Source organism: Mycobacterium colombiense, from assembly GCF_001672755.1.
GTDB classification, from domain to species: domain Bacteria; phylum Actinomycetota; class Actinomycetes; order Mycobacteriales; family Mycobacteriaceae; genus Mycobacterium; species Mycobacterium colombiense_C.
The window spans coordinates 1-25,459 of record NZ_LZKI01000013.1 but is presented as its reverse complement, the minus strand read 5'-3'; the positions used below and the strand labels follow the sequence as shown (position 1 = coordinate 25,459).

23 protein-coding genes are annotated in these 25,459 nt (G+C 68.1%); 11 read left to right on the top strand and 12 right to left on the bottom strand.

Annotated elements, in window-relative coordinates:
* Positions 1–10 precede the first annotated feature (10 nt).
* Positions 11–952, top strand: a complete 942-nt coding sequence (locus A5708_RS02265; RefSeq protein ID WP_196772499.1) for a COX15/CtaA family protein — start codon at positions 11–13, stop codon at positions 950–952.
* Here A5708_RS02265 and A5708_RS02260 read toward each other — a convergent pair.
* On the bottom strand, positions 902–1,567 hold the full coding sequence (locus tag A5708_RS02260; protein WP_065027071.1) for a hypothetical protein: 666 nt from the start codon (positions 1,565–1,567) through the stop codon (positions 902–904). The genes A5708_RS02265 and A5708_RS02260 overlap by 51 nt on opposite strands.
* Positions 1,568–1,586: 19 nt before the next feature.
* Between A5708_RS02260 and A5708_RS02255 the strand changes: the two genes are divergently transcribed.
* Entirely contained in the window at positions 1,587–2,561 is a 975-nt protein-coding gene (locus A5708_RS02255; protein WP_065027070.1) for a quinone oxidoreductase family protein, read from the top strand.
* A 131-nt stretch (positions 2,562–2,692) separates the two neighbouring features.
* On the opposite strand, the gene A5708_RS02250 is transcribed toward A5708_RS02255, so the two are convergent.
* On the bottom strand, positions 2,693–3,619 hold the full coding sequence (locus A5708_RS02250) for a heme o synthase (RefSeq protein WP_065027069.1): 927 nt from the start codon (positions 3,617–3,619) through the stop codon (positions 2,693–2,695).
* A gap of 256 nt (positions 3,620–3,875) precedes the next feature.
* On the opposite strand from A5708_RS02250, the gene tkt reads away from it, so the two are divergent.
* The 7 genes from tkt (at position 3,876) to A5708_RS02215 (ending at position 11,792) form a co-directional block, all read left to right on the top strand.
* Positions 3,876–5,975: a transketolase gene (tkt, locus tag A5708_RS02245; protein ID WP_065027068.1), complete on the top strand. Its 2,100-nt coding sequence runs from the start codon at positions 3,876–3,878 to the stop codon at positions 5,973–5,975.
* Positions 5,976–5,991: 16 nt separating this feature from the next.
* Positions 5,992–7,113 (top strand): transaldolase, encoded by a 1,122-nt coding sequence (gene tal, locus A5708_RS02240; protein ID WP_065027067.1) that lies wholly within the window; start codon positions 5,992–5,994, stop codon positions 7,111–7,113.
* On the top strand, positions 7,110–8,654 hold the full coding sequence (zwf, locus tag A5708_RS02235; RefSeq protein ID WP_065027066.1) for a glucose-6-phosphate dehydrogenase: 1,545 nt from the start codon (positions 7,110–7,112) through the stop codon (positions 8,652–8,654). The genes tal and zwf overlap by 4 nt, the downstream gene beginning before the upstream one ends.
* Positions 8,655–8,703: 49 nt before the next feature.
* Entirely contained in the window at positions 8,704–9,615 is a 912-nt protein-coding gene (opcA, locus tag A5708_RS02230) for a glucose-6-phosphate dehydrogenase assembly protein OpcA (protein ID WP_065027081.1), read from the top strand.
* Positions 9,612–10,367: a 6-phosphogluconolactonase gene (gene pgl / locus A5708_RS02225; protein WP_065027065.1), complete on the top strand. Its 756-nt coding sequence runs from the start codon at positions 9,612–9,614 to the stop codon at positions 10,365–10,367. The genes opcA and pgl overlap by 4 nt, the downstream gene beginning before the upstream one ends.
* 76 nt (positions 10,368–10,443) lie before the next feature.
* Positions 10,444–10,842, top strand: coding sequence for an ATPase (locus A5708_RS02220; RefSeq protein ID WP_065027064.1), 399 nt, complete (start codon positions 10,444–10,446; stop codon positions 10,840–10,842).
* Positions 10,843–10,862: 20 nt separating this feature from the next.
* On the top strand, positions 10,863–11,792 hold the full coding sequence (locus A5708_RS02215) for a histone deacetylase family protein (RefSeq protein ID WP_065027063.1): 930 nt from the start codon (positions 10,863–10,865) through the stop codon (positions 11,790–11,792).
* Position 11,793: 1 nt separating this feature from the next.
* Here the strand turns inward: A5708_RS02215 and A5708_RS02210 are convergent, their stop codons facing one another.
* The 10 genes from A5708_RS02210 to A5708_RS02165 form a co-directional block, all read right to left on the bottom strand.
* Complete coding sequence (locus A5708_RS02210; RefSeq protein WP_065027062.1) at positions 11,794–12,780, bottom strand: aldo/keto reductase; 987 nt, start codon at positions 12,778–12,780, stop codon at positions 11,794–11,796.
* Between the two features lie 107 nt (positions 12,781–12,887).
* Positions 12,888–13,679 carry a DUF4239 domain-containing protein gene (locus A5708_RS02205; protein WP_065027061.1) on the bottom strand — a complete coding sequence of 264 codons (792 nt, stop codon included), beginning with the start codon at positions 13,677–13,679 and terminating at the stop codon, positions 12,888–12,890.
* 75 nt (positions 13,680–13,754) lie between these two features.
* The gene (ppc, locus tag A5708_RS02200) at positions 13,755–16,562 is read right to left on the bottom strand and encodes a phosphoenolpyruvate carboxylase (RefSeq protein ID WP_065027060.1); all 2,808 of its coding nucleotides are present in this window, start codon (positions 16,560–16,562) and stop codon (positions 13,755–13,757) included.
* Between the two features lie 53 nt (positions 16,563–16,615).
* Complete coding sequence (gene secG / locus A5708_RS02195) at positions 16,616–16,849, bottom strand: preprotein translocase subunit SecG (RefSeq protein WP_065027059.1); 234 nt, start codon at positions 16,847–16,849, stop codon at positions 16,616–16,618.
* 43 nt (positions 16,850–16,892) lie between these two features.
* Positions 16,893–17,678, bottom strand: coding sequence for a triose-phosphate isomerase (tpiA, locus tag A5708_RS02190; protein WP_065027058.1), 786 nt, complete (start codon positions 17,676–17,678; stop codon positions 16,893–16,895).
* Between the two features lie 14 nt (positions 17,679–17,692).
* On the bottom strand, positions 17,693–18,934 hold the full coding sequence (locus A5708_RS02185; RefSeq protein ID WP_065027057.1) for a phosphoglycerate kinase: 1,242 nt from the start codon (positions 18,932–18,934) through the stop codon (positions 17,693–17,695).
* A 3-nt stretch (positions 18,935–18,937) separates the two neighbouring features.
* Positions 18,938–19,957 (bottom strand): type I glyceraldehyde-3-phosphate dehydrogenase, encoded by a 1,020-nt coding sequence (gene gap / locus A5708_RS02180; protein ID WP_065027056.1) that lies wholly within the window; start codon positions 19,955–19,957, stop codon positions 18,938–18,940.
* A gap of 125 nt (positions 19,958–20,082) precedes the next feature.
* Positions 20,083–21,507, bottom strand: a complete 1,425-nt coding sequence (locus tag A5708_RS02175; protein WP_065027055.1) for a phytoene desaturase family protein — start codon at positions 21,505–21,507, stop codon at positions 20,083–20,085.
* Positions 21,504–23,261, bottom strand: coding sequence for a DUF3556 domain-containing protein (locus tag A5708_RS02170; RefSeq protein WP_065027054.1), 1,758 nt, complete (start codon positions 23,259–23,261; stop codon positions 21,504–21,506). Before A5708_RS02170 ends, A5708_RS02175 begins: the two co-directional genes overlap by 4 nt.
* A gap of 147 nt (positions 23,262–23,408) precedes the next feature.
* The gene (locus tag A5708_RS02165; protein ID WP_065027053.1) at positions 23,409–23,855 is read right to left on the bottom strand and encodes a hypothetical protein; all 447 of its coding nucleotides are present in this window, start codon (positions 23,853–23,855) and stop codon (positions 23,409–23,411) included.
* 259 nt (positions 23,856–24,114) lie between these two features.
* On the opposite strand from A5708_RS02165, the gene A5708_RS02160 reads away from it, so the two are divergent.
* Both A5708_RS02160 and A5708_RS02155 read left to right on the top strand, forming a co-directional pair.
* On the top strand, positions 24,115–24,855 hold the full coding sequence (locus tag A5708_RS02160; RefSeq protein ID WP_231117793.1) for a lysophospholipid acyltransferase family protein: 741 nt from the start codon (positions 24,115–24,117) through the stop codon (positions 24,853–24,855).
* 60 nt (positions 24,856–24,915) lie between these two features.
* A partial coding sequence (locus A5708_RS02155) for an AMP-binding protein (RefSeq protein WP_155765849.1) occupies positions 24,916–25,459 on the top strand: 544 nt, incomplete at its 3' end.

The following is a 25,459-nucleotide window of genomic DNA, read 5'->3' as shown; positions in this document are numbered from 1 at the left end:
GGTCGGACGGATGCTGTTGCGCGTGGTGGACCTGCTCCCCAACCCCAGCGTGGGTGTGCAGCGCCTGATCGCCGCGGCCGTCATCCTCACCCAGGGCGGCATCGCCATCACGGGGGCGATTGTGCGCGTCACCGCCTCGGGGCTGGGTTGCCCCACCTGGCCGCAGTGCTTTCCGGGCAGCTTCGTGCCGGTGGCCCATGCCGAGGTGCCGCGCATCCACCAGGCCGTCGAATTCGGCAATCGGATGGTCACCTTCGCCGTGGTGATCACCGCGGCGCTGGCCGTGCTGGCCGTGACCCGGGCACGGCGACGCCGCGAGGTGCTCGTCTATGCCTGGCTGATGCCGGTGTCCACCGTCGTGCAGGCGGTGATCGGCGGCATCACCGTGCGCACCGGGCTGCTGTGGTGGACGGTGGCCATCCACCTGCTGACGTCGATGACCATGGTGTGGCTGTCGGTGCTGCTGTATGTGAAGGTCGGCGAGCCCGACGACGGAGTGGTCCGCGAGCGAGCGGTCAGGCCGCTGCGCGCGCTGACCGCGCTGTCCGGCCTGGACCTGGCGGCGGTGCTGGTGACCGGCACGCTGGTGACGGCCGCCGGCCCGCACGCGGGTGATCGCAGCCCCACCCGGACGGTGCCGCGGCTGAAAGTCGAGGTCGACACCCTGGTGCACGTGCACTCGTCGCTGCTGATCGCCTACTTCGCGCTGCTGGTCGGGCTGGGATTCGGGCTGCTCGCGGTGCGCGCCGACCGTCCCGTGCTGCTGCGGCTCGCGGTGCTGCTGGTGCTGGTGTTCGCGCAAGCCGCGGTCGGCACCGCGCAGTACTACACGGGGGTCCCCGCGGTGCTGGTCGCCCTGCACGTGGCCGGGGCCGCGGCGTGCACGGCGGCCACCGCGGCGCTATGGGCGTCGATGCGAGAGCGGGCCCAGCCCGAGCCGCTCGCAGGCTGACTCCACCGCCAGGGCGAAGCGGTGCTGGGCGAGGTTGCGGGCCGCGTTGTCCAGCCGGCGCCAGCCCAGTGACGGCGCGACCAGGTCGAGCCCCACCACCCGTTCGCCGGCCACGTCGACCCGCCCGCAGAGCAGCTCCCGGGCGGCGATGCCGGAGTGCCTGGCGGCCGCGGCGAGCGCGGCGTGGCCGAGGTCCCACGACTCGAACTCCGGCTCGACCGGCCAGGCGTGCGACCGCTCGCCGCCCAGGAAGATCAACGACGCGTCGGGCGGTGTGTCCGAATCGGTCGTCGGGACGCCGTCGTGCTCGAGGTCGCGCAAATACCGCTCATCGAGGTTCCAAGCCACCGCGCCGGGCGGGTTGAGCAGGTGGCGGACGCGGCGGGTCCAGGCCAGGAACTCGTCGCGCCGATCCGGGATGTCCGCGACGGCCCGCAGTATCACCAGATCCGCGCCGGCCGTGTCCGGATCGTCCCAGGACAGCCAGCGCGCGTGCAGGCCGCGCCGCCGCAGCGCGGCCACCAGATCGGCGTCGTCGGCCGTCGCGCCCGCGCCGTCGCCCGCCCCCGCCAGCACGAGGCGGGGATGGAAGACGTCCGGGCGAGCGAGTTTCATGCCCGGGCATGATAAGCAGATGCACGCAATCGAGATCAGCGAGACCGGCGGCCCCGAGGTGCTGCGCTACGTCGACACGACCACGCCCACGCCCGGGCCGGGCGAGGTGCTGATCAAGGCCGAGGCCATCGGCGTCAACTACATCGACACCTATTTCCGCTCCGGGCAGTACCCGCGGGAGTTGCCGTTCATCCTCGGCTCGGAACTGGCCGGCACCATCGAATCCCTCGGCGACGGCGTCGACGGGTTCCGCGTCGGCGACCGTGTGGTCAGCTCCGCGGCGTCCGGAGGGTATGCCGAATATGCCACGGCCCCAGCACATTTGACCGCCGAGGTGCCGGACGGCGTGACGGCCGAGGTGGCGGCCTCGGCGCTACTGAAAGGGTTGACCGCTCATTACCTGTTGAGGTCGGTGTATCCGGTGCAGTCGGGCGACACGGTGCTGGTGCACGCCGGGGCGGGCGGCGTCGGCCTGATCCTGACGCAGTGGGCCCACCTGCTCGGTGTGCGGGTGATCACCACGGTTTCGACCCCGGACAAGGAGCGGCTGTCCCGGCAGGCGGGCGCCGACGAGGTGCTCCCCTACCCCGACGACGCGAAAGCGTTCGGCGAGCGGATTCGCTCGCTGACCGACGGCGCCGGGGTGGCCGCGGTGTACGACGGGGTGGGCGCGACCACCTTCGACGCCAGCCTGTCCAGCCTGGCCATCCGGGGCACGCTGGCGCTGTTCGGCGCGGCCAGCGGGCCCGTTCCGCCGTTCGACCCGCAGCGCCTCAACGCCGCCGGCTCGGTGTTCTTGACCCGGCCGTCGCTGGCGCATTTCGTGCGCACCGGTCAGGAATTCAGTTGGCGGGCAGAGGAATTGTTCGCCGCGATCGCCGGCGGCGACATCACCGTCGAGATTGGCGGGCGCTACCCGCTGGCCGAGGCGGCCCGCGCCCACCAGGATCTGCAGGGCCGCAAGACGGCGGGCTCGATCGTGCTGCTGCCGTAGCCGCGGGCGGCATGCCCTGGCCGGGTTGCGTCGTCGAGTGTGCACTGGCGGCGTGGGGTGTGCGGGCAGGGCGGGATTCCGGCTACTTTCCCGCCCAGGACGCACACTCAACGGCGCCCCGAGGCCGAAGATCAGAACAGGTGCGGCAGCCCGATGGCCGAGTCCACGGCCAACGCGCAGAACACCACGGCCAGATAGTTGTTCGACTGCAGGAACAGCCGCAGCGGCTTGACCGGCTCGCCCGCGCGGACGCCGGCGTAGAGCTGGTGGGCCATCGCCAGGAACCACACCCCGGCGATCACGGCGACGGCCGCGTACAGCCACCCCGTCGCCAGCGCCAGCGCCAGCGTGGCCAGCACCGTCAGCCAGGTGTAGATCAGGATCTGCTTGGTCACCTGGCGCTCGGTCGCCACGGCAGGCAGCATCGGCACGCCCGCCGCCTTGTAGTCGTCCTTGTAGCGCATCGCCAGCGCCCAGGTATGCGGCGGCGTCCAGAAGAAAATGATGGCGAACATCACCAGCGCGGGCCATTGAATGGTGCCGGTGACGGCCGACCAGCCGATCATCACCGGCATGCAGCCGGCCGCGCCGCCCCACACCACGTTCTGCGAGGTGCGGCGCTTGAGCAGCAGCGTGTAGACGAACACGTAGAACGCGATCGTCGCCAGGGCCAGCAGCCCGGACAGCAGGTTCGTCGTCCACCACAGCCAGACGAACGAGGCCACCGTCAGCACCAGACCGAGCACCAGGGCGTTGCGCGTGGGCACCGCCGCGCGAGCCAGTGGCCGCCGCGCAGTGCGCTTCATCACCTTGTCGATGTCCGCGTCGGCCACGCAGTTGAGAGTGTTGGCGCCGCCGGCGGCCAGCATCCCGCCGATCAGGGTGTTGACGATCAGCAGCGGGTTCACGGTGCCGCGCTGGGCCAGCAGCATCGCCGGGATGGCTGTGACGAGCAGCAGTTCAATGACCCGCGGCTTGGTCAGCGCCAGATAAGCCAGCACCGTGCCTTGTATCCGGCTTGGCAATTGGCTCGGCGCGACGCGCCCGCGAACGCTCACGCAATAACTCCTTGGGGTCGCAGCGGCGCGCAGCATCTACTACACACGATGGTAGACCGCGTTGTGGCGATGGCCCGCCCGCGGGTCCAAACACGGCTGATTTTTCCCAGATTTCCGAACTGAATGTTAAGCGCTTTCGACGGGCGCGTAATTTTCACACCTGCCGGTGGTGGGTACCCGAAATCCTGCGCTGCAAGAGCCGGTCCTCCCGCACTAGGGTGGGATTGATCAGCTCGATGACCCAAGGACAATGTCTGTGACGACACTCGAAGAGATCTCTACGCTGACCCAACCGCACCTCCCCGACGACTGGTCCGAACTCGACTCGGCCGCCGTCGACACCATCCGGGTGCTGGCCGCGGACGCGGTGCAGAAGGTCGGCAATGGCCACCCGGGGACGGCGATGAGCCTTGCGCCGCTGGCGTTCACCTTGTTTCAGCGCGCGATGCGCCACGACCCCAGCGACACCCACTGGTTGGGCCGCGACCGGTTCGTCCTGTCCTGCGGGCACAGCAGCCTGACGCTGTACCTGCAGCTGTACCTGGGTGGTTTCGGCTTGGAGCTCTCCGACATCGAGTCCCTGCGCACCTGGGGCTCCAAGACCCCCGGGCACCCGGAGTTCCGGCACACCAAGGGCGTCGAGATCACCACCGGTCCGCTCGGACAGGGCCTGGCTTCGGCGGTGGGCATGGCGATGGCCGCCCGCTACGAGCGCGGCCTGTTCGATCCCGACGCGGCCCCGGGCACCAGCCCGTTCGACCACTTCATCTACGTGATCGCCTCCGACGGCGACATCGAGGAGGGCGTCACCTCGGAGGCCTCGTCGCTGGCGGCCGTCCAGCAGTTGGGCAACCTCATCGTCTTCTACGACCACAACGAGATCTCGATCGAGGACGACACCGACATCGCGCTGTGCGAGGACACCGCCGCGCGATACCGGGCCTACGGCTGGCACGTGCAGGAGATCGAGGGCGGCGAGAACGTCGTCGCGATCGAGGAGGCCATCGCCAACGCCAAGGCTGCCACCGACCGGCCGTCGTTCATCTCGCTGCGCACCATCATCGGCTACCCCGCCCCCAAGCTGATGAACACCGGCAAGGCGCACGGCGCGGCCCTGGGCGACGAGGAAGTCGCCGCCGTCAAGGAAATCCTCGGCTTCGACCCGGAAAAGAAGTTCGAGGTGCGCGACGACGTGCTCGCCCACACCCGCAAGCTGGTGGACCGCGGCAAGGAAGCCCACGAGAAGTGGCAGGCGGATTTCGACGCCTGGGCGCAGGCCCAACCCGAACGCAAGGCGTTGCTGGACCGGCTGACCGCCGAGAAGCTGCCGGACGGCTGGGACGCCGACATCCCGGTCTGGAATCCGGGCGACAAGGCCCTGGCCACCCGCGCGGCGTCCGGCAAGGTGCTCAACGCGGTCGGACCGAAGCTGCCCGAGTTGTGGGGCGGCTCGGCCGACCTGGCGGGCAGCAACAACACCACCATGGACAACGTCAAATCCTTTGGCCCGCCCTCGATTTCGACCAAGGACTACACGGCGGACTGGTACGGGCGCACCCTGCACTTCGGTGTCCGCGAGCACGCGATGGGCGCCATCCTGTCCGGCATCGTGCTGCACGGCCCCACCCGGGCCTACGGCGGCACGTTCCTGCAGTTCTCGGACTACATGCGCCCGGCGGTCCGGCTGGCCTCGCTGATGGACATCGACACCATCTACGTGTGGACGCACGATTCCATCGGACTCGGCGAGGACGGCCCGACGCACCAGCCGATCGAGCACCTCGCGGCGTTGCGCGCCATCCCGAAGCTCTCGGTGGTGCGCCCCGCCGATGCCAACGAGACCGCCCACGCCTGGCGCACGATCCTGGCCCGCGGCAACGGCAGCGGACCGGTCGGGCTGATCCTGACCCGCCAGGGCGTGCCGGTGCTCGAGGGCACCAGCGCCGACGGCGTGGCCCGAGGCGGCTACATCCTGGGCTCGGACGGCGGGGACGCCGACCAAGACCCCGATGTGGTGCTGATCGCCACCGGCTCGGAGGTTCAGCTGGCGGTCGAGGCGCAGAAGATGTTGGCGGACAAGGACATTGTGGCGCGGGTGGTCTCCATGCCGTGCGTCGAGTGGTTCGAGTCGCAGCCGGACGACTACCGCGACAGCGTGCTGCCGCCGACCGTCTCGGCCAGGGTGGCCGTCGAGGCCGGCGTCGCGCAGAGCTGGCACAGGCTGGTCGGCGACACCGGCAAGATCGTCTCGATCGAGCACTACGGCGAATCCGCCGACTACGAAACCTTATTCCGTGAATTCGGCTTCACCGCCGAAGCCGTCGCGGCCGCCGCGGAACAAGTAGTGGATAACTGAGGAAAGGGTAATTCACATGACCGCTCAGAACCCGAATCTGGCGGCGCTGTCCGCCGCCGGCGTATCCGTCTGGCTTGACGACCTGTCGCGTCAGCGGCTGCAGTCCGGCAACCTGCAGGAGCTGATCGACACCAAGAGCGTCGTCGGCGTGACCACCAACCCGTCGATCTTCCAGAAAGCGTTGGCGGAGGGCGATTCCTACGACGGCCAGATCGCCGAGCTCGCCGAGCGCGGGGCCGACGTCGACGCCACCATCCGCACCGTCACCACCGACGACGTCCGCAACGCGTGCGACGTGCTCAAGCGTGAGTGGGAGGCGTCCGACGGCGTGGACGGCCGGGTGTCCATCGAGGTCGACCCGCGCCTGGCGGCCGAGACCGACAAGACCGTCGCGCAGGCCGTCGAGCTGTGGAAGATCGTCGATCGGCCGAACCTGTTCATCAAGATCCCGGCCACCAAGGCCGGCATCCCGGCCATCACCGCAGTTCTGGCCGAAGGCATTTCGGTCAACGTCACGCTGATCTTCTCGGTCGAACGGCACCGGGCCGTGATGGACGCCTACCTGGCCGGCCTGGAGAAGGCCCGCGAGGCCGGACACGACCTGTCCAAGATCCATTCGGTGGCTTCGTTTTTCGTATCCCGGGTGGACACCGAGATCGACAAGCGGCTGGAGAAGATCGGCAACGAGGACGCGCTCGCGCTACGCGGTAAGGCCGGCGTGGCGAATGCCCGGCTGGCCTATGCGGCCTACCAGGAGGTGTTCGAGGGCGGCGACCGCTACGCGTCACTCAAGGCCGACGGGGCCCGCGTGCAGCGTCCGCTGTGGGCGTCGACGGGCGTCAAGAACCCGGACTACTCGGACACCCTCTACGTCACCGAACTGGTGGCGCCCAACACGGTGAACACCATGCCGGAGAAGACCATTGACGCCGTCGCCGATCACGGCGAGATCAAGGGCGACACGGTCTCCGGCACCGCCGGCGAGGCCCAGCAGGTGTTCGACAAGCTGTCCGAGGTCGGGATCGACTTGCGGGACGTGTTCGTGGTGCTGGAGAACGAGGGCGTCGAGAAGTTCGTGGATTCGTGGACCGAGCTGCTGGAGGAAACACAGAAGCAACTGGGTTCCGCCTCCAAATGAGCCCGGCCCGTACCGCGCCGCAATGGCAAAACCCGTTACGGGACAAGCGCGATAAGCGGCTCCCGCGGATCGCGGGGCCGTGCGGGATGGTCATCTTCGGCGTCACCGGCGACCTGGCCCGCAAGAAGGTCATGCCGGCGATCTACGACCTGGCCAATCGCGGGCTACTGCCGCCCAGCTTCTCGCTGGTGGGCTTCGCCCGCCGGGATTGGAGTACACAGGATTTCGGCAAGGTGGTGCACGAGGCCGTCAAGGAACACTGCCGCACGCCGTTCCGGCAGGAGAGCTGGGATCGGCTGGCCGAGGGATTCCGTTTCGTGTCAGGCGCTTTCGACGATGACGAGGCGTTCGCTCGGCTGGCCGAGACCCTGGACAAGCTGGACGCCGAGCGCGGGACCGGCGGTAACCACGCCTTCTATCTGGCCATTCCGCCCAAGTCCTTTCCCTTGGTGTTGGAGCAACTACACAAGTCCGGTTTGGCGCGTCCGCAGGGCGAACGGTGGAGCCGGGTGGTCATCGAGAAACCGTTCGGCCACGACCTGGAAAGCGCGCAAGCCCTGAACAAGACCGTCAACGCCGTCTTTCCGGAGGAGGCGGTCTTCCGGATCGATCACTACCTCGGTAAGGAGACGGTGCGTAACCTCCTGGCCCTGCGGTTCGCCAATCAGTTGTTCGACCCGATCTGGAACGCGCACTACGTCGACCATGTGCAGATCACCATGGCCGAAGACATCGGATTAGGCGGCCGGGCAGGCTATTACGATGGCATCGGCGCCGCGCGCGACGTCATCCAGAACCATTTGATGCAACTGCTGGCGCTGACCGCGATGGAAGAGCCGGTCAGCTTCACTCCGAAGGCGCTGCAGGCGGAAAAGATCAAGGTGCTCTCGGCAACGCAGCTCGCCGAGCCACTCGATGAGACCACCAGTCGCGGCCAGTACGCCGCGGGCTGGCAGGGCGGCGAGAAGGTCGTCGGACTGCTCGACGAGGACGGGTTCGCCAAGGACTCGACCACCGAGACGTTCGCCGCCATCACGCTCGAGGTGGACACCCGCCGCTGGGCCGGCGTGCCCTTCTACCTGCGAACCGGAAAACGCCTGGGCCGCAGGGTGACGGAGATCGCCCTGATCTTCAAGCGTGCGCCGCACCTGCCGTTCGACGCGACCATGACCGACGAGCTGGGCGCCAACGCCATGGTGATCCGGGTGCAGCCCGACGAAGGCGTCACGCTGCGGTTCGGCTCCAAGGTGCCGGGCACCGCGATGGAAGTCCGCGACGTCAACATGGACTTCTCCTACGGCTCGGCGTTCGCCGAGGAATCCCCGGAAGCCTACGAACAGCTGATCCTGGACGTGCTGCTGGGCGAGCCGTCCCTCTTCCCGGTCAACGAAGAGGTCGAATTGGCTTGGGAGATACTCGATCCCGTCCTCGATAACTGGGCAACGAGCGGCAAACCCGAAGCCTATGAGGCGGGCACCTGGGGCCCGGATTCATCCTTCGAGATGCTGCGTCGCACCGGCCGGGAATGGCGGCGGCCGTGATCCGCGCCACGACGATGCAGAGCCACCGCGATGAGAAGGAGTGGCGCCGTTGATCATTGACATGCCGGGCACCACCACCACCGCGGTCAACAAGAAGCTCGACGAACTGCGCGAAAGGGTCGGCGCCGTCGCGATGGGCCGGGTGCTGACTTTGATCATCGCGCCGGACAGCGAGGAGATCCTCGAAGAGTCGCTGCAAGCGGCCAACGACGCCAGCCATGAACACCCCAGCCGAATCATCGTCACGATGCGCGGCGATCCGTACGCGGACAAGCCGCGCCTGGACGCGCAGCTGCGCGCCGGCGGCGATACCGGCGCGACCGAAGTCGTGGTGCTGCGGCTGTCGGGGGCGCTGTTCGGCCACGCCGCCAGCGTGGTCACCCCCTTCCTGCTACCCGACATCCCGGTGGTGGCCTGGTGGCCCGACGTCGCGCCGGCGGTCCCCGCACAAGATCCATTGGGCCGGTTGGCGATTCGGCGCATTACCGACGCGACCAACGGGGTCGACCCGTTGGCGGCCATCAAGAGCCGGCTGCCCGGATACACCGCGGGTGACACCGACCTGGCCTGGGCGCGCATCACCTACTGGCGCGCGCTGCTCACCTCCGCCGTCGACCTGACGCCGCATGAACCGATCGAGTCGGCGCTGGTGTCCGGTCTGCGAACCGAGCCGGCCCTGGACGTCCTGGCCGGGTGGCTGGCCAGCCGCATCGACGGCCCGGTGCGCCGGGCGGTCGGCGAGCTCAAGATCGAACTGGCGCGCAACAGCGAAACCATCGTCTTGAGCCGGCCGCAGGAAGGCAGGACGGCCACACTGAGTCGCACGGCCCGCCCAGACGCCCTGCTTCCCTTGGCGCGCAGGGAAACCGGCGAGTGCCTCGCCGAGGACCTGCGTCGATTGGATCCCGACGAGATTTACCAAACCGCGCTCGAAGGCATTGAGAAAGTGCAATACGTGTGAGCACCAACATCGAAGTTTTCCCGGACAGCAAGACCCTGGTCGACGCCGCCGCGACGCGGCTGACCGACACCATCGCGACCGCCGTGGCGGCGCGGGGCCGAGCGCTCATCGTGCTGACCGGCGGCGGCAACGGCATCGGGCTGTTGCAATCGTTGGTGGGACGCGACATCGACTGGTCGAAGGTGCATCTGTTCTGGGGCGACGAACGCTACGTCCCCGAAGACGACGACGAGCGCAACGACAAGCAGGCCCGGGCCGCGTTGCTCTCACACGTCGACGTCCCGTCCAGCCAGGTGCACCCGATGCCGGCCAGCGACGGCGAATTCGGCAGCGACCTCGCGGCGGCGGCGCTGGCCTACGAGCAGCTGCTGGCCGCCAACGCCGCACCCGGCGAGCCGGTTCCGAATTTCGACGTCCACCTGCTGGGCATGGGACCCGAGGGCCACATCAACTCGCTGTTCCCCGACACCCCGGCGGTGCTCGAAACCGCGCGCATGGTGGTGTCGGTCGACGACTCCCCCAAGCCCCCGCCGCAGCGAATCACCTTGACGCTGCCCGCCATTGCGCGGTCCCGCGAGGTGTGGCTGCTGGTGACCGGCGGCGGCAAGGCCGACGCGGTGGCCGCCGCCATCGGGGGCGCCGCACCGGTCTCGGTGCCGGCCGCCGGGGCGGTCGGACAGGACACCACGCTGTGGCTGCTCGACGAGGACGCCGCGGCCAAGCTGCCGTCGAACCCATCCGGCGTCGCGTGACCCGGTTCTGAAATGCGATAGCGCTTTCGGTAGTCGTGCATCCCTTCGGGCTCCCGCCCGCGCCGGCCGGGTCATAATGACGGACATGGCAGACAGAACCGTGCGCGGGGGGCAAGAGCGAAGCCGGATCAAGACGCTCACCCAGGCCGCGTTGAACGCCGACAAGACGGTGGAGCAGGTCGAAGACGTCCTCGACGGTTTGAGCACCACCATGAAGGAGCTGAGCAGTTCCCTTTCCGCCCTGAACGCCACGGTCGAGCGCCTGGAGGCGGGCCTGGATCACCTGGACGGCACCATGACCAGCCTGGACGACCTGGCCAAGCGGCTGATCGTGCTGGTCGAGCCGGTGGAAGCCATCGTCGCGCGGGTCGATGACATGGTGCGGGTGGGCGAGACCATGATCTCCCCGCTGGCGATGACCGAGCATGCGGTGCGCGGCTTCGTGGACCGGCTGCGCAACCGGACCATCCAGTAGGCGCCTCGACAGGACCCTCGATGGCCACGTTGCTGCTGCACCACTCCGCCTTCGCCGCCCATCGGACGGCTCCGGGCCATCCGGAACGGCCGGACCGCTACCGCGCGGTGCAGGCGGCGCTGAGCCGGCCGCAGTTCGACGCCCTGGTGCGCGAGGAGGCCGAGCCCGCCGACCTCGCCACGACGCGCTACGTGCACTCCCATCGCTACGTGGACGCACTGGAAGCCGCGCGGCCCGACGAAGGTTACGTCTACCTCGACGGCGGCGACACCATGATGGAGCCCTCGACCTGGGAGGCGGCGCTGCGCGGGGTGGGCGCCACGCTGCAGGCCGTGGACCGAGTGTTGGCCGGTGACGCGCAGAACGCGTTCGTCGCGTGCCGCCCGCCGGGCCACCATGCCGAGACCGAGCGGGCGATGGGCTTCTGCCTGTTCAACAACATCAGCATCGGCGCGCGTCACGCACAACGCAAACACGGGCTGCTGCGGGTCGCCATCGTCGATTTCGATGTTCATCACGGCAACGGCACCCAGCAGATCTTCTACTCCGACCCGAGCGTGCTCTACGCGTCCACGCATCAGATGCCGCTGTTTCCCGGGACCGGCGCGGTGCGAGAGACCGGCGTCGGCAACATCTTCAATTCGCCGCTGGCGCCGGGTGATGGCGGCGCCGAATTGCGCGCGGCATTTCAGGATCGCATAGTGCCCGCGCTGCAGGCATTTTCGCCAGAGCTGATCATCGTGTCCGCGGGTTTCGACGCCCACGAACGCGATCCGCTCGGCTCACTGACCATGACGGCCGCCGACTTCGCCTGGGTCACCAGGGAATTGATGACGACGGCCGAAAAGCTGTGCGACGGCCGGTTGGTGGCGGTGCTCGAAGGCGGTTACGACCTGCAGGGCCTCACCGATTCGGTCACCGCGCACGTCGGCGAGCTGCTGAAGGGCTGAGCTAGCTCGCCTTCTGGTGCATCTCGGGGTAGGGACCGCCGACCGGTGTCGCCGCCCCCAGGATGTCGTCGATGGCAACGAGGTCGCCCTCGGACAGCGTGATGTCGGCCGCGCGCGAGCTTTCCCGCAGGTATCGCAGGTGCTGGGCACCGACGATGGCGACGTGCACACCCGGCTGCGCGATGGCCCGCGCGATCGCCAGCTGGCTGATCGTCACGCCCAGGCCGGCGGCCAGATCTTCAAGGCGCGCAACGACTTCCAGGTTGCGCAGGTAGCCGTCGCCGCTGAAGATATCGCTCTTGCCGCGCCAGTCCTGGGCGGCGAAACGGGTATCGGCCTTCATCGTCCCGGTCAGCAGACCGTGCGCCAGCGGCCCGTACACCATCACGCCGATGTCCTGCTCGCGCGCATACGGCAGCAGCTCGTCCTCGATATCGCGGCGGAACAGGTGATAGGGCGGCTGCACCACTTCCACCGGCAGCGTCTCGGAAAACTCGCGCACCTGCGCGGTGTCGTAGTTCGACACACCCACGTGGCGAATCTTGCCTTCCGACACCAGTTCTGCGAGCGCCCCGGCGGTGTCGGCCGCCGGGGTGTCGGGGTCGGGCCAGTGCACCAGGTAGACGTCGATGTGGTCGATGCCCAGTGCTTTCAGGCTGGACTCCACGCCTTCGCGCAGCCATTTCCGGCTGCCGTCGCGAACCAGGCCGTTGTCGGTGGCACGCAGGCCGCCCTTGGTGGCGATCACCACCTCGTCCCGCGATTTCTTGAGGTCGTCGCGAAGGGCCTTGCCCAGGAGGCGTTCGGCCGCGCCGAACCCGTATTGCTGCGCGGTGTCGAAGAAGTTGATGCCGAGCTCGCGGGCGCTGCGGATCATGGCGATCGCGGCCTCCTCGTCGGCATGGCCCCAGTCACTACAAAACTCCCAGGTACCGAACGCCAACCGGGAAACCTCGAGCCCCGTCTTGCCGAATGTGATGGTCTTCAATGCCAACCTCCCCGTTGCATAGACGTCCACTGCGTATGCGGCCCTTGCGGCCGAGCCCCCGAACTCAACCATTACCCGGCCGATACCGCGGCCCGCAACGTCAATGCTCAGCGCGGGAAGTAGCGGCTGTCGTTGTCGACCGAGTCGAAAATGTCCAACGCGTGCTGGAACGGCCCGGAGGTTATGCGCTGATCGGTCGCGTACGAGTGATCAAGCTGGAACACGACGCACAGCAGCACACCCAGCAGAACCGCGACCGTGCCGGACACGATGACGTGGCCGACGGTGCTGCCCATCCGCAGGAAACCCGTAAACGCAACCAGCACAACCGCACCGAAGATCAGGCCCGCCCACATCAGGGCGGGGATCCGTGGCTTGGTGCCCACGATCCGCTCGTTGCGGTCGGACGCCAGCACGCTCAACTGGTTGAGGAACTGCTGATTGATCGGCTTGGCCGCGACGTTGGGCTGCTGGCGCCCGACGGTGCGATACATCCGGGTGATCGCGGCGCGCGCGCCGTCGTTGCGCTGCTTGTTCCACTCCGGGCCCGCCACCGAGCTCGCGTACTTGCGCAACAGCTCCTGAACTTCGGTGCGCTCCGGTTCGGGCATCGCGACGGTCTGCCGGTACATCGTCGTCAGCGCGGACGCCTCGCCGGACACGACGACCTGGGTGGACGAGAAGTGCTCCCAGGTGGCCACCACGGTGAAGCCCAGCAGGGCGCCGTAAATGAACCCGACGACGGTCAGGAACGAGGCGATCGCCGGGTTCGGTCCCTTCCCGTAGTGCTGCATCGGCAGGATGCGATTTCCCAACCAGATGGAGCCCACCGCGATCACGATCGCCACGGCGATGACAGAAACCAAAAAGAGCCACAGGGGTAGTCCGGATCCGCTCACTGCTCTCCTCGGTCGACGGCGCGTCGATTCAGGGTATTCGCGAGCGCCCCGGGCCGGTGACCGATTCGCGGGTTATCAGCCGCTGTTTCGCAGCGCGCTGGCCAGTCCGTTCATCGTCAGCAAAATGCCGCGCTGCACCAACTCGTCGTCATCGCCGGACCGGTAGCGGCGGAGCAACTCCACCTGCAGGTGATTCAGCGGCTCGAGGTACGGGAAACGGTTGAACACCGAACGCGCCAGCGCCGGGTTGTCGGCCAGCAGGTTGTCCTGACCGGTGATGAGCTTGTGCATGGCGATGGTGCGGCGGTGCTCGTCGACGATCTTGTCGAACACCCGGTGCCGCAACTCCTCGTCGTCCACCAGTTCGGCGTAGCGCGCGGCCAGGCCGAGGTCGCTCTTGGCCAGCACTTGAGCCAGATTCGACAGGACGCTGCGGAAAAACGGCCAGCGCTGGTACAAGTCGTGCAGGATGTCCACCCGCTCGCTTTCGCTTTCCGGGCCCGCTGCGATCCACTGTTCGAACGCCGACCCGGTGCCGTACCAGCCGGGCAGCATCACCCGGGACTGACTCCACGCCAGCACCCACGGGATGGCGCGCAGGTCGGAGATGGACTGGGTGGGTTTGCGGGAGGTGGGCCGGCTGCCGATGTTCAGCGAACCGATCTCGCTGACCGGGGTGGAGGCCATGAAGTAGTCGACGAAACCCGGTGTGTCGTGCACCAATTCGGCATAGGCGCGCTGTGCCAGCACGGCTACCTCGTCGAGCACCGCATACGCCGGCTCCGCGGCGTCGCCCAAGCCCTCCACATCCAGCAGCGTCGATTCCAGTGTGGCGGCCAGCAGGCTCTCCAGGTTGCGTTGTGCCGCTTGCGGTTCGGCGTATTTCGCGGCGATCACCTCGCCCTGCTCGGTGAGCCGCAGCGAGCCGTTCACCGCCCCGGGCGGCTGCGCCAGGATGGCTTCGTAGCTCGGGCCGCCGCCGCGGCCGACGGTGCCGCCGCGACCGTGGAAGAGCCGCAACCGGATTCCGGTCTTGCGCGCCACCTCGACCAGGGCCAGCTCTGCCCGGTACACCGCCCAGCTGGAGGCCAGATATCCGCCGTCCTTATTGGAGTCGGAATACCCCAGCATCACTTCCTGGCTGTCGTCGCGCGCGGCCACCAGCGCGCGATAGATCGGGAGTTCGAGCATCGCGTGCAGGATCGTCGCGCCGTTGTGCAGATCGTCGATGGTCTCGAACAGCGGCGAGATGCCCACCGGGCAGTAGGGCGCGTCCCCGGACGCGTCGATCAGGCCCGCCTCCTTGAGCAGGATCGCGGCCTCCAGGACGTCGGAGACCGAACGGCACATGGAGATCACGTAATTCGGTACGGCGGACGGCCCGTAGCGCTGGATGGCATGCGCGGCCGCGCGTACCACGCCCAGCTCTTGGTGCGCCAGCTCGGACAGTTCCGCGCGGTCGCCGACCAGCGGCCGGCGGGTGGCCAGCTCGGCGGCCAACAGCTCGACCCGCTCGTCTTCGGGCAGCGAACCGTAATCCGGATGCACGCCCGCCCACGACAGCAGCTCGGCGACCACTTCCTCGTGCACGTCGGAGTTCTGCCGCATGTCCAGGCCGCACAGATGAAAGCCGAAGACCCGCACGCCTTCTCGCAGCAGCGCCAGGCGGTCATCGGCCAGCAGTGCGCTGCCGTGCGCGCGCAGCGACGCATCGATGGTGTCCAGGTCGGCCTGCAGCTCGGCCGGGGCGGCGTACGGCGTCAACCCCAGGTCCAGCTGATGCTGCGGTCGCCGATCCAGGATCTCGGCGCCCGTCGCGGTGAGCCGGGCGCGGATGACACGCACCGCGCGCCGGTACGGCTCGTCGGCGCGGGCCTTCTCCCCGCAGCCCTCGGCCAGCTCCGTCAGCTCGGGGGTGACCGCGACCAGGCGCGCCGACATCGACAGCTCCTGTTCCAGGGCGGTCAATTCGGCCAGGTAGTGCGCCAGTGCGGTGAACGCTGCGTTGCCGGTGGCCTGGCGCACCACGTCGGCCGTCACGTTCGGATTGCCGTCGCGGTCACCGCCGATCCACGACCCGGGCTGCAGGATCGGCTGGTTCAACAGGTCGGCATCGGGCCAGCGTGTCCGCAGCGCGTCGCGCACCCCGGCGTTGACCTGCGGGACCACCCGGAAGAACGCGGCGGCGTAGTAGCGCAGCCCCACCTCGATCTCGTCGGTGATCTGCAGCCGGGACAACCGGATCAGCGCGGTCTGCCACAGCGTGAGGACCTGGCGGCGCAGCTCGAGTTCGATGTTGCGGCCTTCGTCGGTCTCCCGGTGCCCCTCGGCGTGCAGCCGCATCAGCTCGGTGATTCGGTGCTGGGTGACGAAGACGGTGCGCCGGCGGGTCTCGGTGGGGTGCGCGGTGATCACCGGGGCCACCACCGCGCCCTTCAGCGCGTCGGCGACGGTGGCCGAATCCAGTTGCGCCCGGTCGAGTTTGGCGTAGGTTGCGGCCAGGCTGCTGTCCTGCGGCGCCTCGCCGGCGGCGACGTGAATCGCCCGGCGGCGCTCCCGGTGGATGTCTTCGGCGACGTTGGCGAGCAGAGCGAAGTGGCTGAACGCGCGGATAACCGGGATGGCCTGGCGGATGTCGATGCCGTCGAACATCCGCGCCAGCTCGGCGCGGTCGATCTCGGAGCGGCGCACCCGGAACGATTCCACCCGGGCGCGCTCGACGAGCTCGAATACCTCGTGCCCGTTCTGCTCGCGGACGGTGTCGCCCAGGATGGCGCCCAGCAGCCTGATGTCGGCCCGCATCGGTTCGGTCGCCTCACGACCGACCAGGGTGCGCTGTACGGCGCCGATCGGTTCCAGCGTGCCCTCGGATGCCTCAACCATGGGACCCAGTATCGATGCGGATGTCAGTGTCCGCCCGTCGAGGTGATCAGCGGTCAGCGGTACTTGATCAGCAGCGCCATGCCGACGATGCACACCAGCCAGATGGCGGTGATGAAGTACGTCAGCCGGTCCAGGTTCTTTTCCACCACCGTGGAGCCGGACAGGCTGGACTGCACACCGCCACCGAACAAGGTGGACAGGCCACCACCCTTGGCGCGGTGCAGCAGCACCAGCAGCACCACCAGGATGCTGGTGACGACAAGGGTGATCTGCAAAGCCAACTGCATGACGGCCAGCTTACCGGGGCGGGGTCGTTCTCAGGGCCCCACCCTATGGAAGAGGCCCACCGGCGGCGATCGCCGCCAGCGTGGCGAACTGCTCGCCGTCCAGGGACGCGCCGCCGACCAGACCGCCGTCGATGTCGTCGCGGGCGATCAGCTCGCCGATGTTCTTCGCGTTCACCGAGCCGCCGTAGAGCACCCGCACGTCCTCGGCGATCTGCGGTGATGCCAGCGCGGCCAGTTCCTTGCGGATCGCCGCGCACACCTCTTGGGCGTCGCCGGCGCTGGCCACCCGCCCGGTGCCGATCGCCCACACCGGTTCGTAGGCGATGACGACCTTGCCGATCTGCTCGGCGGACAGCCCGGCCAGCGAGCCGCGCAGCTGCTCCTCACAGTGGCCGACGTGGTTTCCCGCCTCGCGCACCTCGAGGTGCTCGCCGATGCAGACGATCGGGGTCAATTCGTGCTTGAGCGCCGCGGCGGTCTTGGCGGCCACCACCGCGTCGTCCTCGTGGTGGTAGGTGCGCCGCTCGGAGTGCCCGACGACGACGAACCTGCATCCCAGCTTGGCCAGGAAGGCGCCGCTGATGTCGCCGGTGTAGGCGCCCGAATCGTGCTCGGAGAGGTCCTGCCCGCCGTAGGTCAACCGCAGCTTGTCACCGTCGACCAGGGTCTGCACGCTGCGCAGATCCGTGAACGGCGGCAGCACCGTCACGTCCACTTTGTCGTAGTACTTGTCCGGCAACGCGAACGCGATCTTTTGCACCAGCGCGATGGCCTCGAAGTGGTTGAGGTTCATCTTCCAGTTGCCGGCGATCAGCGGTTTGCGGCTCACGACTCAGGGCCTCCCTAGTTGTGGTCGGGCTGGGGTCGGCTCAACACCTCGATACCCGGAAGCGTCTTGCCCTCAAGGTATTCCAGCGACGCTCCCCCACCGGTGGAGATGTGCGAGAAGTCGCCTTCCGGGATGCCCAGCGCGCGCACCGCGGCCGCGGAGTCCCCGCCGCCCACCACGCTGAACGCGCCCTTGCCGGTGGCGGCGGCGATCGCCTCGGCGACGCCCTTGGTGCCCGCGGCGAACGCCGGGAACTCGAACACGCCCATCGGGCCGTTCCAGAACACGGTCTGGGCGTTGGACAGCAGCGTGGTGAACCGCTTGATCGAGCCCGGTCCGATGTCCAGGCCCATCAGGTCGTCCGGGATGGCGTCGGCCGCGACGGTCTGTGGGGTCGCATCGGCGGCGAACTTGTCGGCCACCACGATGTCCACCGGCAGCCGCAGCACGTCGACGTAGGTGTCCAGCAGCCTGCGGCAGGTGTCCACCATGTCGGTCTCCAGTAGCGACTTACCAACCGAGAAGCCTTGGGCGGCAAGGAAGGTGAAGCACATCCCGCCGCCGATGACGATGCTGTCGGCCTTGGTGGCGAGCGACTCGATGACGCCGAGCTTGTCGGACACCTTCGACCCACCCAGTACCACCGCGTAGGGGCGCGTCGTGGAGCTGGTCAACTGCTCCAGCACCCGGATCTCGTCGGCCACCAGCGTGCCGGCGTAGTGCGGCAGCAGGGTGGCGATGTCGTACACGGAGGCCTGCTTGCGGTGCACCACGCCGAAGCCGTCGGAGACGAAAGCTCCTGTCGGCCCGACCAATTCGGCCAGTTGCTCGGCCAGCGCCAGCCGCTCGCCGTCGTCCTTGCTGGTTTCGCGGGCGTCGAAGCGGATGTTCTCCAGCAGCAGGACGTCGCCGTCGGTCAGGCCCTCGGCGCGCGCCAGCGCGTCGGTGCCGACGACGTCGCCGGCCAGCTGCACGTGCCGGCCGAGCTGGTCACCGAGCGCCGCGGCGACCGGCGCCAGCGACAGCTTCGGGTCGGGTCCGCCCTTGGGCCGCCCCAGGTGCGCGGCGATCACCACCTTGGCGCCCGCGTCGACCAAGGCCTTCAGCGTGGGCACCGAGGCGGTGATGCGGCCGGCGTCGGTGATCTTGCTGTGCTGACCGTCGGAGTCGAGCGGCACGTTCAGATCGGAGCGCACCAGCACGCCGCGTCCGGAAACCCCCTCGGCGAGAAGGTCTTTCAGAGTGTGGACAGCCACGGTTTACAGCGACTTGCCGACCAGGGCGACCAGGTCGACGAGGCGGTTGGAGTAGCCCCATTCGTTGTCGTACCAGGACACCACCTTGGCTTGGTCGTCGATCACCTTGGTCAGGCCGGAGTCGAAGATCGAGCTGTGCGGGTCGGTGACGATGTCGCTGGACACGATCGGCGCGTCGTAGTACTTCAGGATGCCCTTCATGGGCCCCTCGGCGGCGGCCCTCATCGCGGCGTTGATCTCGTCGGCGGTGGCGGACTTCTTCAGCTCGGCGGTGAGGTCGGTGACCGAACCGGTGGGGATCGGCACCCGCAGCGCGTACCCGTCCAGCTTGCCCTTCAGCTCGGGCAGCACCAGGCCGATGGCCTTGGCGGCGCCGGTGGAGGTCGGCACGATGTTCAGCGCGGCGGCGCGGGCCCGGCGCAGGTCCTTGTGCGGCCCGTCCTGCAGGTTCTGGTCCTGGGTGTAGGCGTGGATGGTGGTCATCAGGCCCTTGACGATGCCGAACTCGTCGTTGAGCACCTTGGCGATCGGGCCGAGGCAGTTAGTGGTGCACGAGGCGTTGGAGATGATGTTCTGGCTGCCGTCGTACTTGTCGTCGTTGACGCCCAGCACGATGGTGATGTCTTCGTCGGTGGCGGGCGCGGAGATGATCACCTTCTTGGCGCCGGCGTCCAGGTGGCCCTTGGCCTTGGCGGCGTTGGTGAAGATGCCGGTGGACTCGACGACGACGTCGACGCCCAGGTCGCCCCAGGGCAGCGCCGCCGGGCCTTCCTTGACCTCGAGCGCCTTGATCTTCTTGCTGCCGACGACGATGGTGTCGTCACCCTCGAGGCTGACGTCGTGGGGAAGGCGGCCCAGGATGGAGTCGAACTTCAGCAGGTGTGCCAGGCTGGCGTTGTCGGTGAGGTCGTTGACCGCGACCACCTCGATGTCGGCGGTGCCTTGCTCCTGTTGAGCCAGTAGGGCCCGGTAGAAGTTCCGCCCGATGCGACCGAAGCCGTTGATACCTACTCGGACCGTCACTTGTCTCTCCTGTCGTCTTTCTTTCCTGTGTCCGCTGATCTGCGCTCGTCGCCAGCCTAGATCAGTGAGCTCGACCGTTGCCGCCCTGGTACAACGGCCGTGACGTCGGCCACACGCGACCGGAGCTAACGGTGACGGCGGCGGGCCCAGCCCAGTGCGGCCTCGGCGGCGTAATAGCCACACAGGCCGTGAATCCCGGCTCCCGGCGGCGTGGACTGCGAACACAAATAGACACCCGGCACGCCGGTCGCATACGGGTTGACCGAGATGCGGGGCCGCAGGATGACCTGGAGGCCGTCGTTGGCGCCGCCGAGGATGTCGCCGCCGATGTAGTTGGCGTTGTAGGCCGCCAGCTCGGTGGTGCTCTTGCTGACCGTCGCGACGATGCGGTCGCGGAATCCCGGGGCGAACCGCTCGATCTGGTCGATGACGGCCGCGGTGGCATCGCCGGTGTAGCCGAACGGCACGTGCGCGTAGGCCCAGACCGGGTTGACGCCGCCCGCCGAGCGCGACGGGTCGGCCAGGTACTGCTGCCCGACGAGGACGAACGGCCGCTGGGCCATTGTGCCTTGCGCGCGTTGACGTTCGGTGCCGGCGATCTCGGCGAAGCCGCCGCCGAGGTGCACGCTGCCCGCGCGCCTGCAGTCGGCGTTGGTCCAGGGGATGTCGCCCCGCACGGCGAAGTCGACCTTGAACGCCGAGGACCCCTGGCGGTAGCGCCGGTAGGAGCGTTTGATGCGGTCGGGCATGGCGTCGCCGTAGAGCTGCAGCGCGGCGGCGGGGCTCAGGTCGAGCATGACGATGTCGGCGTCCGGGATGTCGCGGCGGCCCGTGACGGTCACCCCGGTGGCGATGGCGCCGCCGTGCGCCTCCACCGCGGTGGCCAGGGCCCGGGTGATCGACCCGGAGCCGCCCTCGGCGACGGGCCATCCGTAGCGGTGCCCGCTGGCCAGAAAGAGCAGCCCCATGGAGGCTGTCAGCGGGCGGTCCAGCCGGGTATAGATGTGCGCGGCGGCGCCGCCGAACAGCGCGCGGGCCTGCTCGGTGCGAAACCAGCGGGCCATCACCGTGGCCGGCAGCAGCGCGCGCGGCCCGAAACCGGCCAGGCGCACCGGGTGGCGTGGGACGTGCAGCACCGGGCGCAGCAGGTCCTGCGCCAGCTGATCGAATCCGGCGGCGAGGTCCCCGACGGCGCGCCGCCACCGGGGAGCGTCGGGTCCCATGCCGGCCGTCGTCCGATCGATCGACTGGTACAGCACGCCGGCGGTGCCGTCGTCGAGCGGATGCGCGCAGTCGATTTCCGGCCACTTCCAGACCAGCCCGTAGCTCGTCAGGTCGATCTCCGCCCAGAACGGCGAGCCGACGCCGAACGGGTGGGTGGCCGAGCAGACGTCGTGGATCACACCGGGCACCGTGAGCTCGGCCGAGCGCGCTCCCCCGCCGACGGTGTCGCGCGCCTCCAGCACCTGCACGTCGACGCCGTGGCGGGCGAGCTGGATCGCCGCGGCCAGGCCGTTGGGCCCGGCGCCGACGACGACAGCCTTCGTCACGACTCGCCGTGAACGACGGGTTGTGTGGTGAGGTGAACCGGAAATTCGTCACCCCGTTCGGGCCACGGCTGACGCGACGCCATGTCCTCGATGGTGACGTAGCCCGCCTCGATCAATCCGGTCTTGGCGTCCAGAATGCGGTACCACTGCTTTTGGATATGGATCGGTTGACCCTCGAGGACGATCACGCGAAGCTCGCCGTCCTCGAAGTTGCAGCGCCGCTGTACCGCCTCGAGCAGCTGCTCGTTGTGCAAATGGCCTTCGCCGAAGTTCCACCCGACCAGGGGCCCGGCCACGACCTCGCCCTCGCGCACCTTGTAGTCGGCCTCGTTGCCGATCGCCCGCGGCAACAGGCCATTGAGCGCCCGGCCGTGAATATGCATCGCGCGGAACGCCGCCACCTTGTCCGCCATGATTTCGGCGGTCTCCGGTCCATAGAGCCGGGCCAGCTGATTGACGACGAGCGCGGAGCTTTTGACAACCTGGGCGTCGACCTTCTCCTCGGTGCCCGCCCGGAAGCACCACAGGCTGGTGGCCCAGTTGCCGGCGTAGTAGCGCATGGCCGGCAGGAACGAAATCTTCTCGGGGAACATGTTTCCCGCAACCACGATGGCCACCACGACCACCACGAGCGCCAGCAGCAGCGGCGAGGAAAGATCGGTGGCACGAATCCCGCCGTAATGCCCGAACAGGTAGAACAGCGAGAAGATGAAGAACACGTTCCACTCCAACGGCACTCCCATCGGGAGGTTGGAAATGATGTTGAGGTGGAAGACCACCATGAACCCGATCAGGAACCACCGCCACGGTTGATCGCCGGCGACGAACACCAGAACCGTGGGAACGATGAATTCGGCTGTCGTACCACCAACATGAGCCATCAGCTTCGGCAACCAGGTGGGCCGTAGGTCGTTGACGTGGTCGCGGTAGAGCAGGTGCTTGATCGGGGTGAACAACTTGGGCCGTAGGAGCGCGTTGTTGCTCGTCATCACCGCAACTACGTAAGGGAAGTGGTGGTTGAGCTTGGAAGTCGCTGCGCCCCACCACAAGCAGAGCATGATGATCTTGAAGGCCGCGATCTGGTCGGTGAACGGGAAGAAGAACACGAACAGCTTCAGCCAATAATGTTCGCCGCGGGCGGCCAAGAAGATCGTCTTGTCGCGCAGTCCCAGCAGCGCCAGGGCGACGATCGTCGGGATGACCCGGACGGGCTCGATCAGGCCGACGTCGCCGGTGGCGGTGACCGGCCCGCCGTGACCGGGTGATAGCAGCGCCCACACCCCGCCGATCAGAACGATGGCATACAGTGCGACGTCGACGACGGTACGGCTGTCGCCACTGGTGAACGGAACCTTACCGGGCCAGGCCGGTAGGCGAATCGTGTTGGGCCGCAACCAGTAAAGGATGCCTCCGATCGGTGGCATGAACCGCCCGGTCAGTGGCCCGGATCCGCAGCCGAGGCCCGTGACCTCGAACAGCAGCGTGAAGATGACGACCTTCTGGTAGACGATGGGTTGCGTCCACCAGTCGCCGATGCGGCCGAGCCCGCCGAGGCCGGGAGTGAGCGAGATGATGGCGGCGGGCACCGCGATGTACAGCAGGATCTTGAGCAGGTACAGCAGGTATACCGCGTACGGCGTCCCGAAGCCGTGCTCCGCCCAATGCCGCGTCACCACTTGCAGTCGGGTGGCCCGGGGCAGGGTCGGCCAGTTCTTGTGATCGACGTCCGGAAGTTCCGGAGCCATGAATCCCATGGGCGGCCTCTTTCCTGTCTAGAAACAAGCTGGCCCATCGAATGTATCGGCACCACGATGCGGGCGGGTCGATTTGCGCATGCCAGTGATCTGTGCGACTACCTCGTCACTGCTCCGATGACGAAAACGGCTGCGGCGATGGGCGATTCAGCGCGGGCCTTGGGCTACGCGGCGGACAAACCGCCGGCGCAGCTTGTCGAGCAGGTCGTCCAGGGTCCGCCGATCCTGCTCACCGATGCGCACCAGGCGGCGCAGGTTCACCACCGCGTCGAGATCGCCCTTGGCTTCCGCGGTGCCGATCTTGCGCTGATACTCCTCGATGCGCTGATCGATGAAGCCGCGCCGCCCGGCGAGCAGGCGCACGAAGTAGTCGGCCTGCTGCTGGTCCGCGCTCTCCGGGCCGGCCGCGGCGAGCGCATCGGCGACCCGCTCGAGGGCCGGTGCGGGCCGGGACGGTTCTTGACTGTGACGAGCGGTTTCCGCGCGGGGCGCGCCCGTATGGTGCCGCCGTCCGCGACGGTCCCGGGTGCCCGCCGATCTGTGCGTGGCGCTTGGGCGTGTGCCGCGTTCGGGTGACAGACCCGCTACGTCCATCAAGGTCCCCTTTGCTCGAGGATTACTTAGGGCGCCGTAACAATAGCGCCCGGGCGGGGACCGCACCATATACCTGGACGAAATGGAGTGAAACACCCTGACAGCAGCGAGGGTCCGGTCGCTACCATCGAGGGACTCGACTCGGCTCCGCAAACCTCAAGCGGCATCGTGCGAGTGTCAAGGGAGGAACGTGACCGACAACGGCAACCCCGGCGGCGGGGATATCGGCAAATTCGACCCCGGCTTGACCCAGCGCCTGATGGCGGTCATGCGCCCGGTCCTGAAAACCTACTTCCGGTCCGAGGTGCACGGCCTGGACGCGTTCCCGCCCGGCGGGGCGCTGGTGGTCGGCAACCACTCCGGCGGCATGTTCCCCATGGACGTCCCGATCTTCAGCGTCCACTTCTACGACAAACTCGGCTACGACCGGCCGGTCTACACGCTGAGCCACGACATCCTGATGACCGGCCCCACCGCAGACTTCTTCCGGCGCACCGGATACATCCGGGCCAATCGGGAGAACGCGGCCGAGGCGTTGCGGTCCGGCGGCGTGGTGATCGTGTTCCCCGGCGGCGATTACGACGCCTACCGGCCGACCCTGTCGGAGAACGTGATCGACTTCAACGGCCGCAAGGGATACATCCGCACCGCGATCGAGGCCGGCGTACCAATCGTGCCTGCGGTGTCCATCGGCGGCCAGGAGACCCAGCTCTACCTGACCCGCGGCACCTGGCTGGCCGAGCGGCTGGGCATCAAACGCTTGCTGCGCAGCGCGATTCTGCCGTTGTCGTTCGGCTTCCCCTTCGGCCTGAGCGCGGTCATCCCGCCGAACCTGCCGCTGCCCACCAAGATCGTGACCCAGGTGCTCGAGCCCATCGACATCGCCAAGCAATTCGGCGACGACCCGGACGTCGACGAGGTCGACGAGTACGTGCGGTCGGTGATGCAGGAAGCGCTGACCGAGCTGGCCGCCAAGCGTCGTTTCCCGATCCTGGGCTGAGCCGTGCCGAACCCGTTGAGCGAGACCCTCGGCCTGGTCACCACGCTGAGCCGCGCCGGCATGATCGCGCCGATGCGCCCCGACCGCTACCTGAAGATGGCCGCGGCCATGCGCCGCGAGGGCATGGGCATGACGGTCGGCTTCGCCAGTGCGGCGCAGCGCTGCCCGGATCGCCCGGGGCTGATCGACGAACGCGGCACGTTGACCTGGCGCGAGCTCGACGAGCGGATCAACGCATTCGGCGCCGCGCTGCAACAGCTGCCCGCGGGTCAACCCAAGGTCGTGGGCATCATGTGCCGCAATCATCGCGGCTTCGTCGAGGCGGTGGTGGCCGTCAACCGGATCGGTTCCGACGTCGTGCTGCTCAACACCTCGTTCGCCGGGCCCGCGCTGGCCGAGGTGGTCAACCGCGAGGGCGTCGACGCCGTGGTGTACGACGAGGAATTCACCCCGACGGTGAGATGGTGTTGCCCGTCCGTCCAGGCCACGATGCGGGCGGCGTCCGGCCTGTCGGCCAGTGCGCGGTCCACCGTCGGGGTGAATTCCTCGTCGTACACCACGGCGTCGACGCCCTCGCGGTTGACCACCTCGGCCAGCGCGGGCC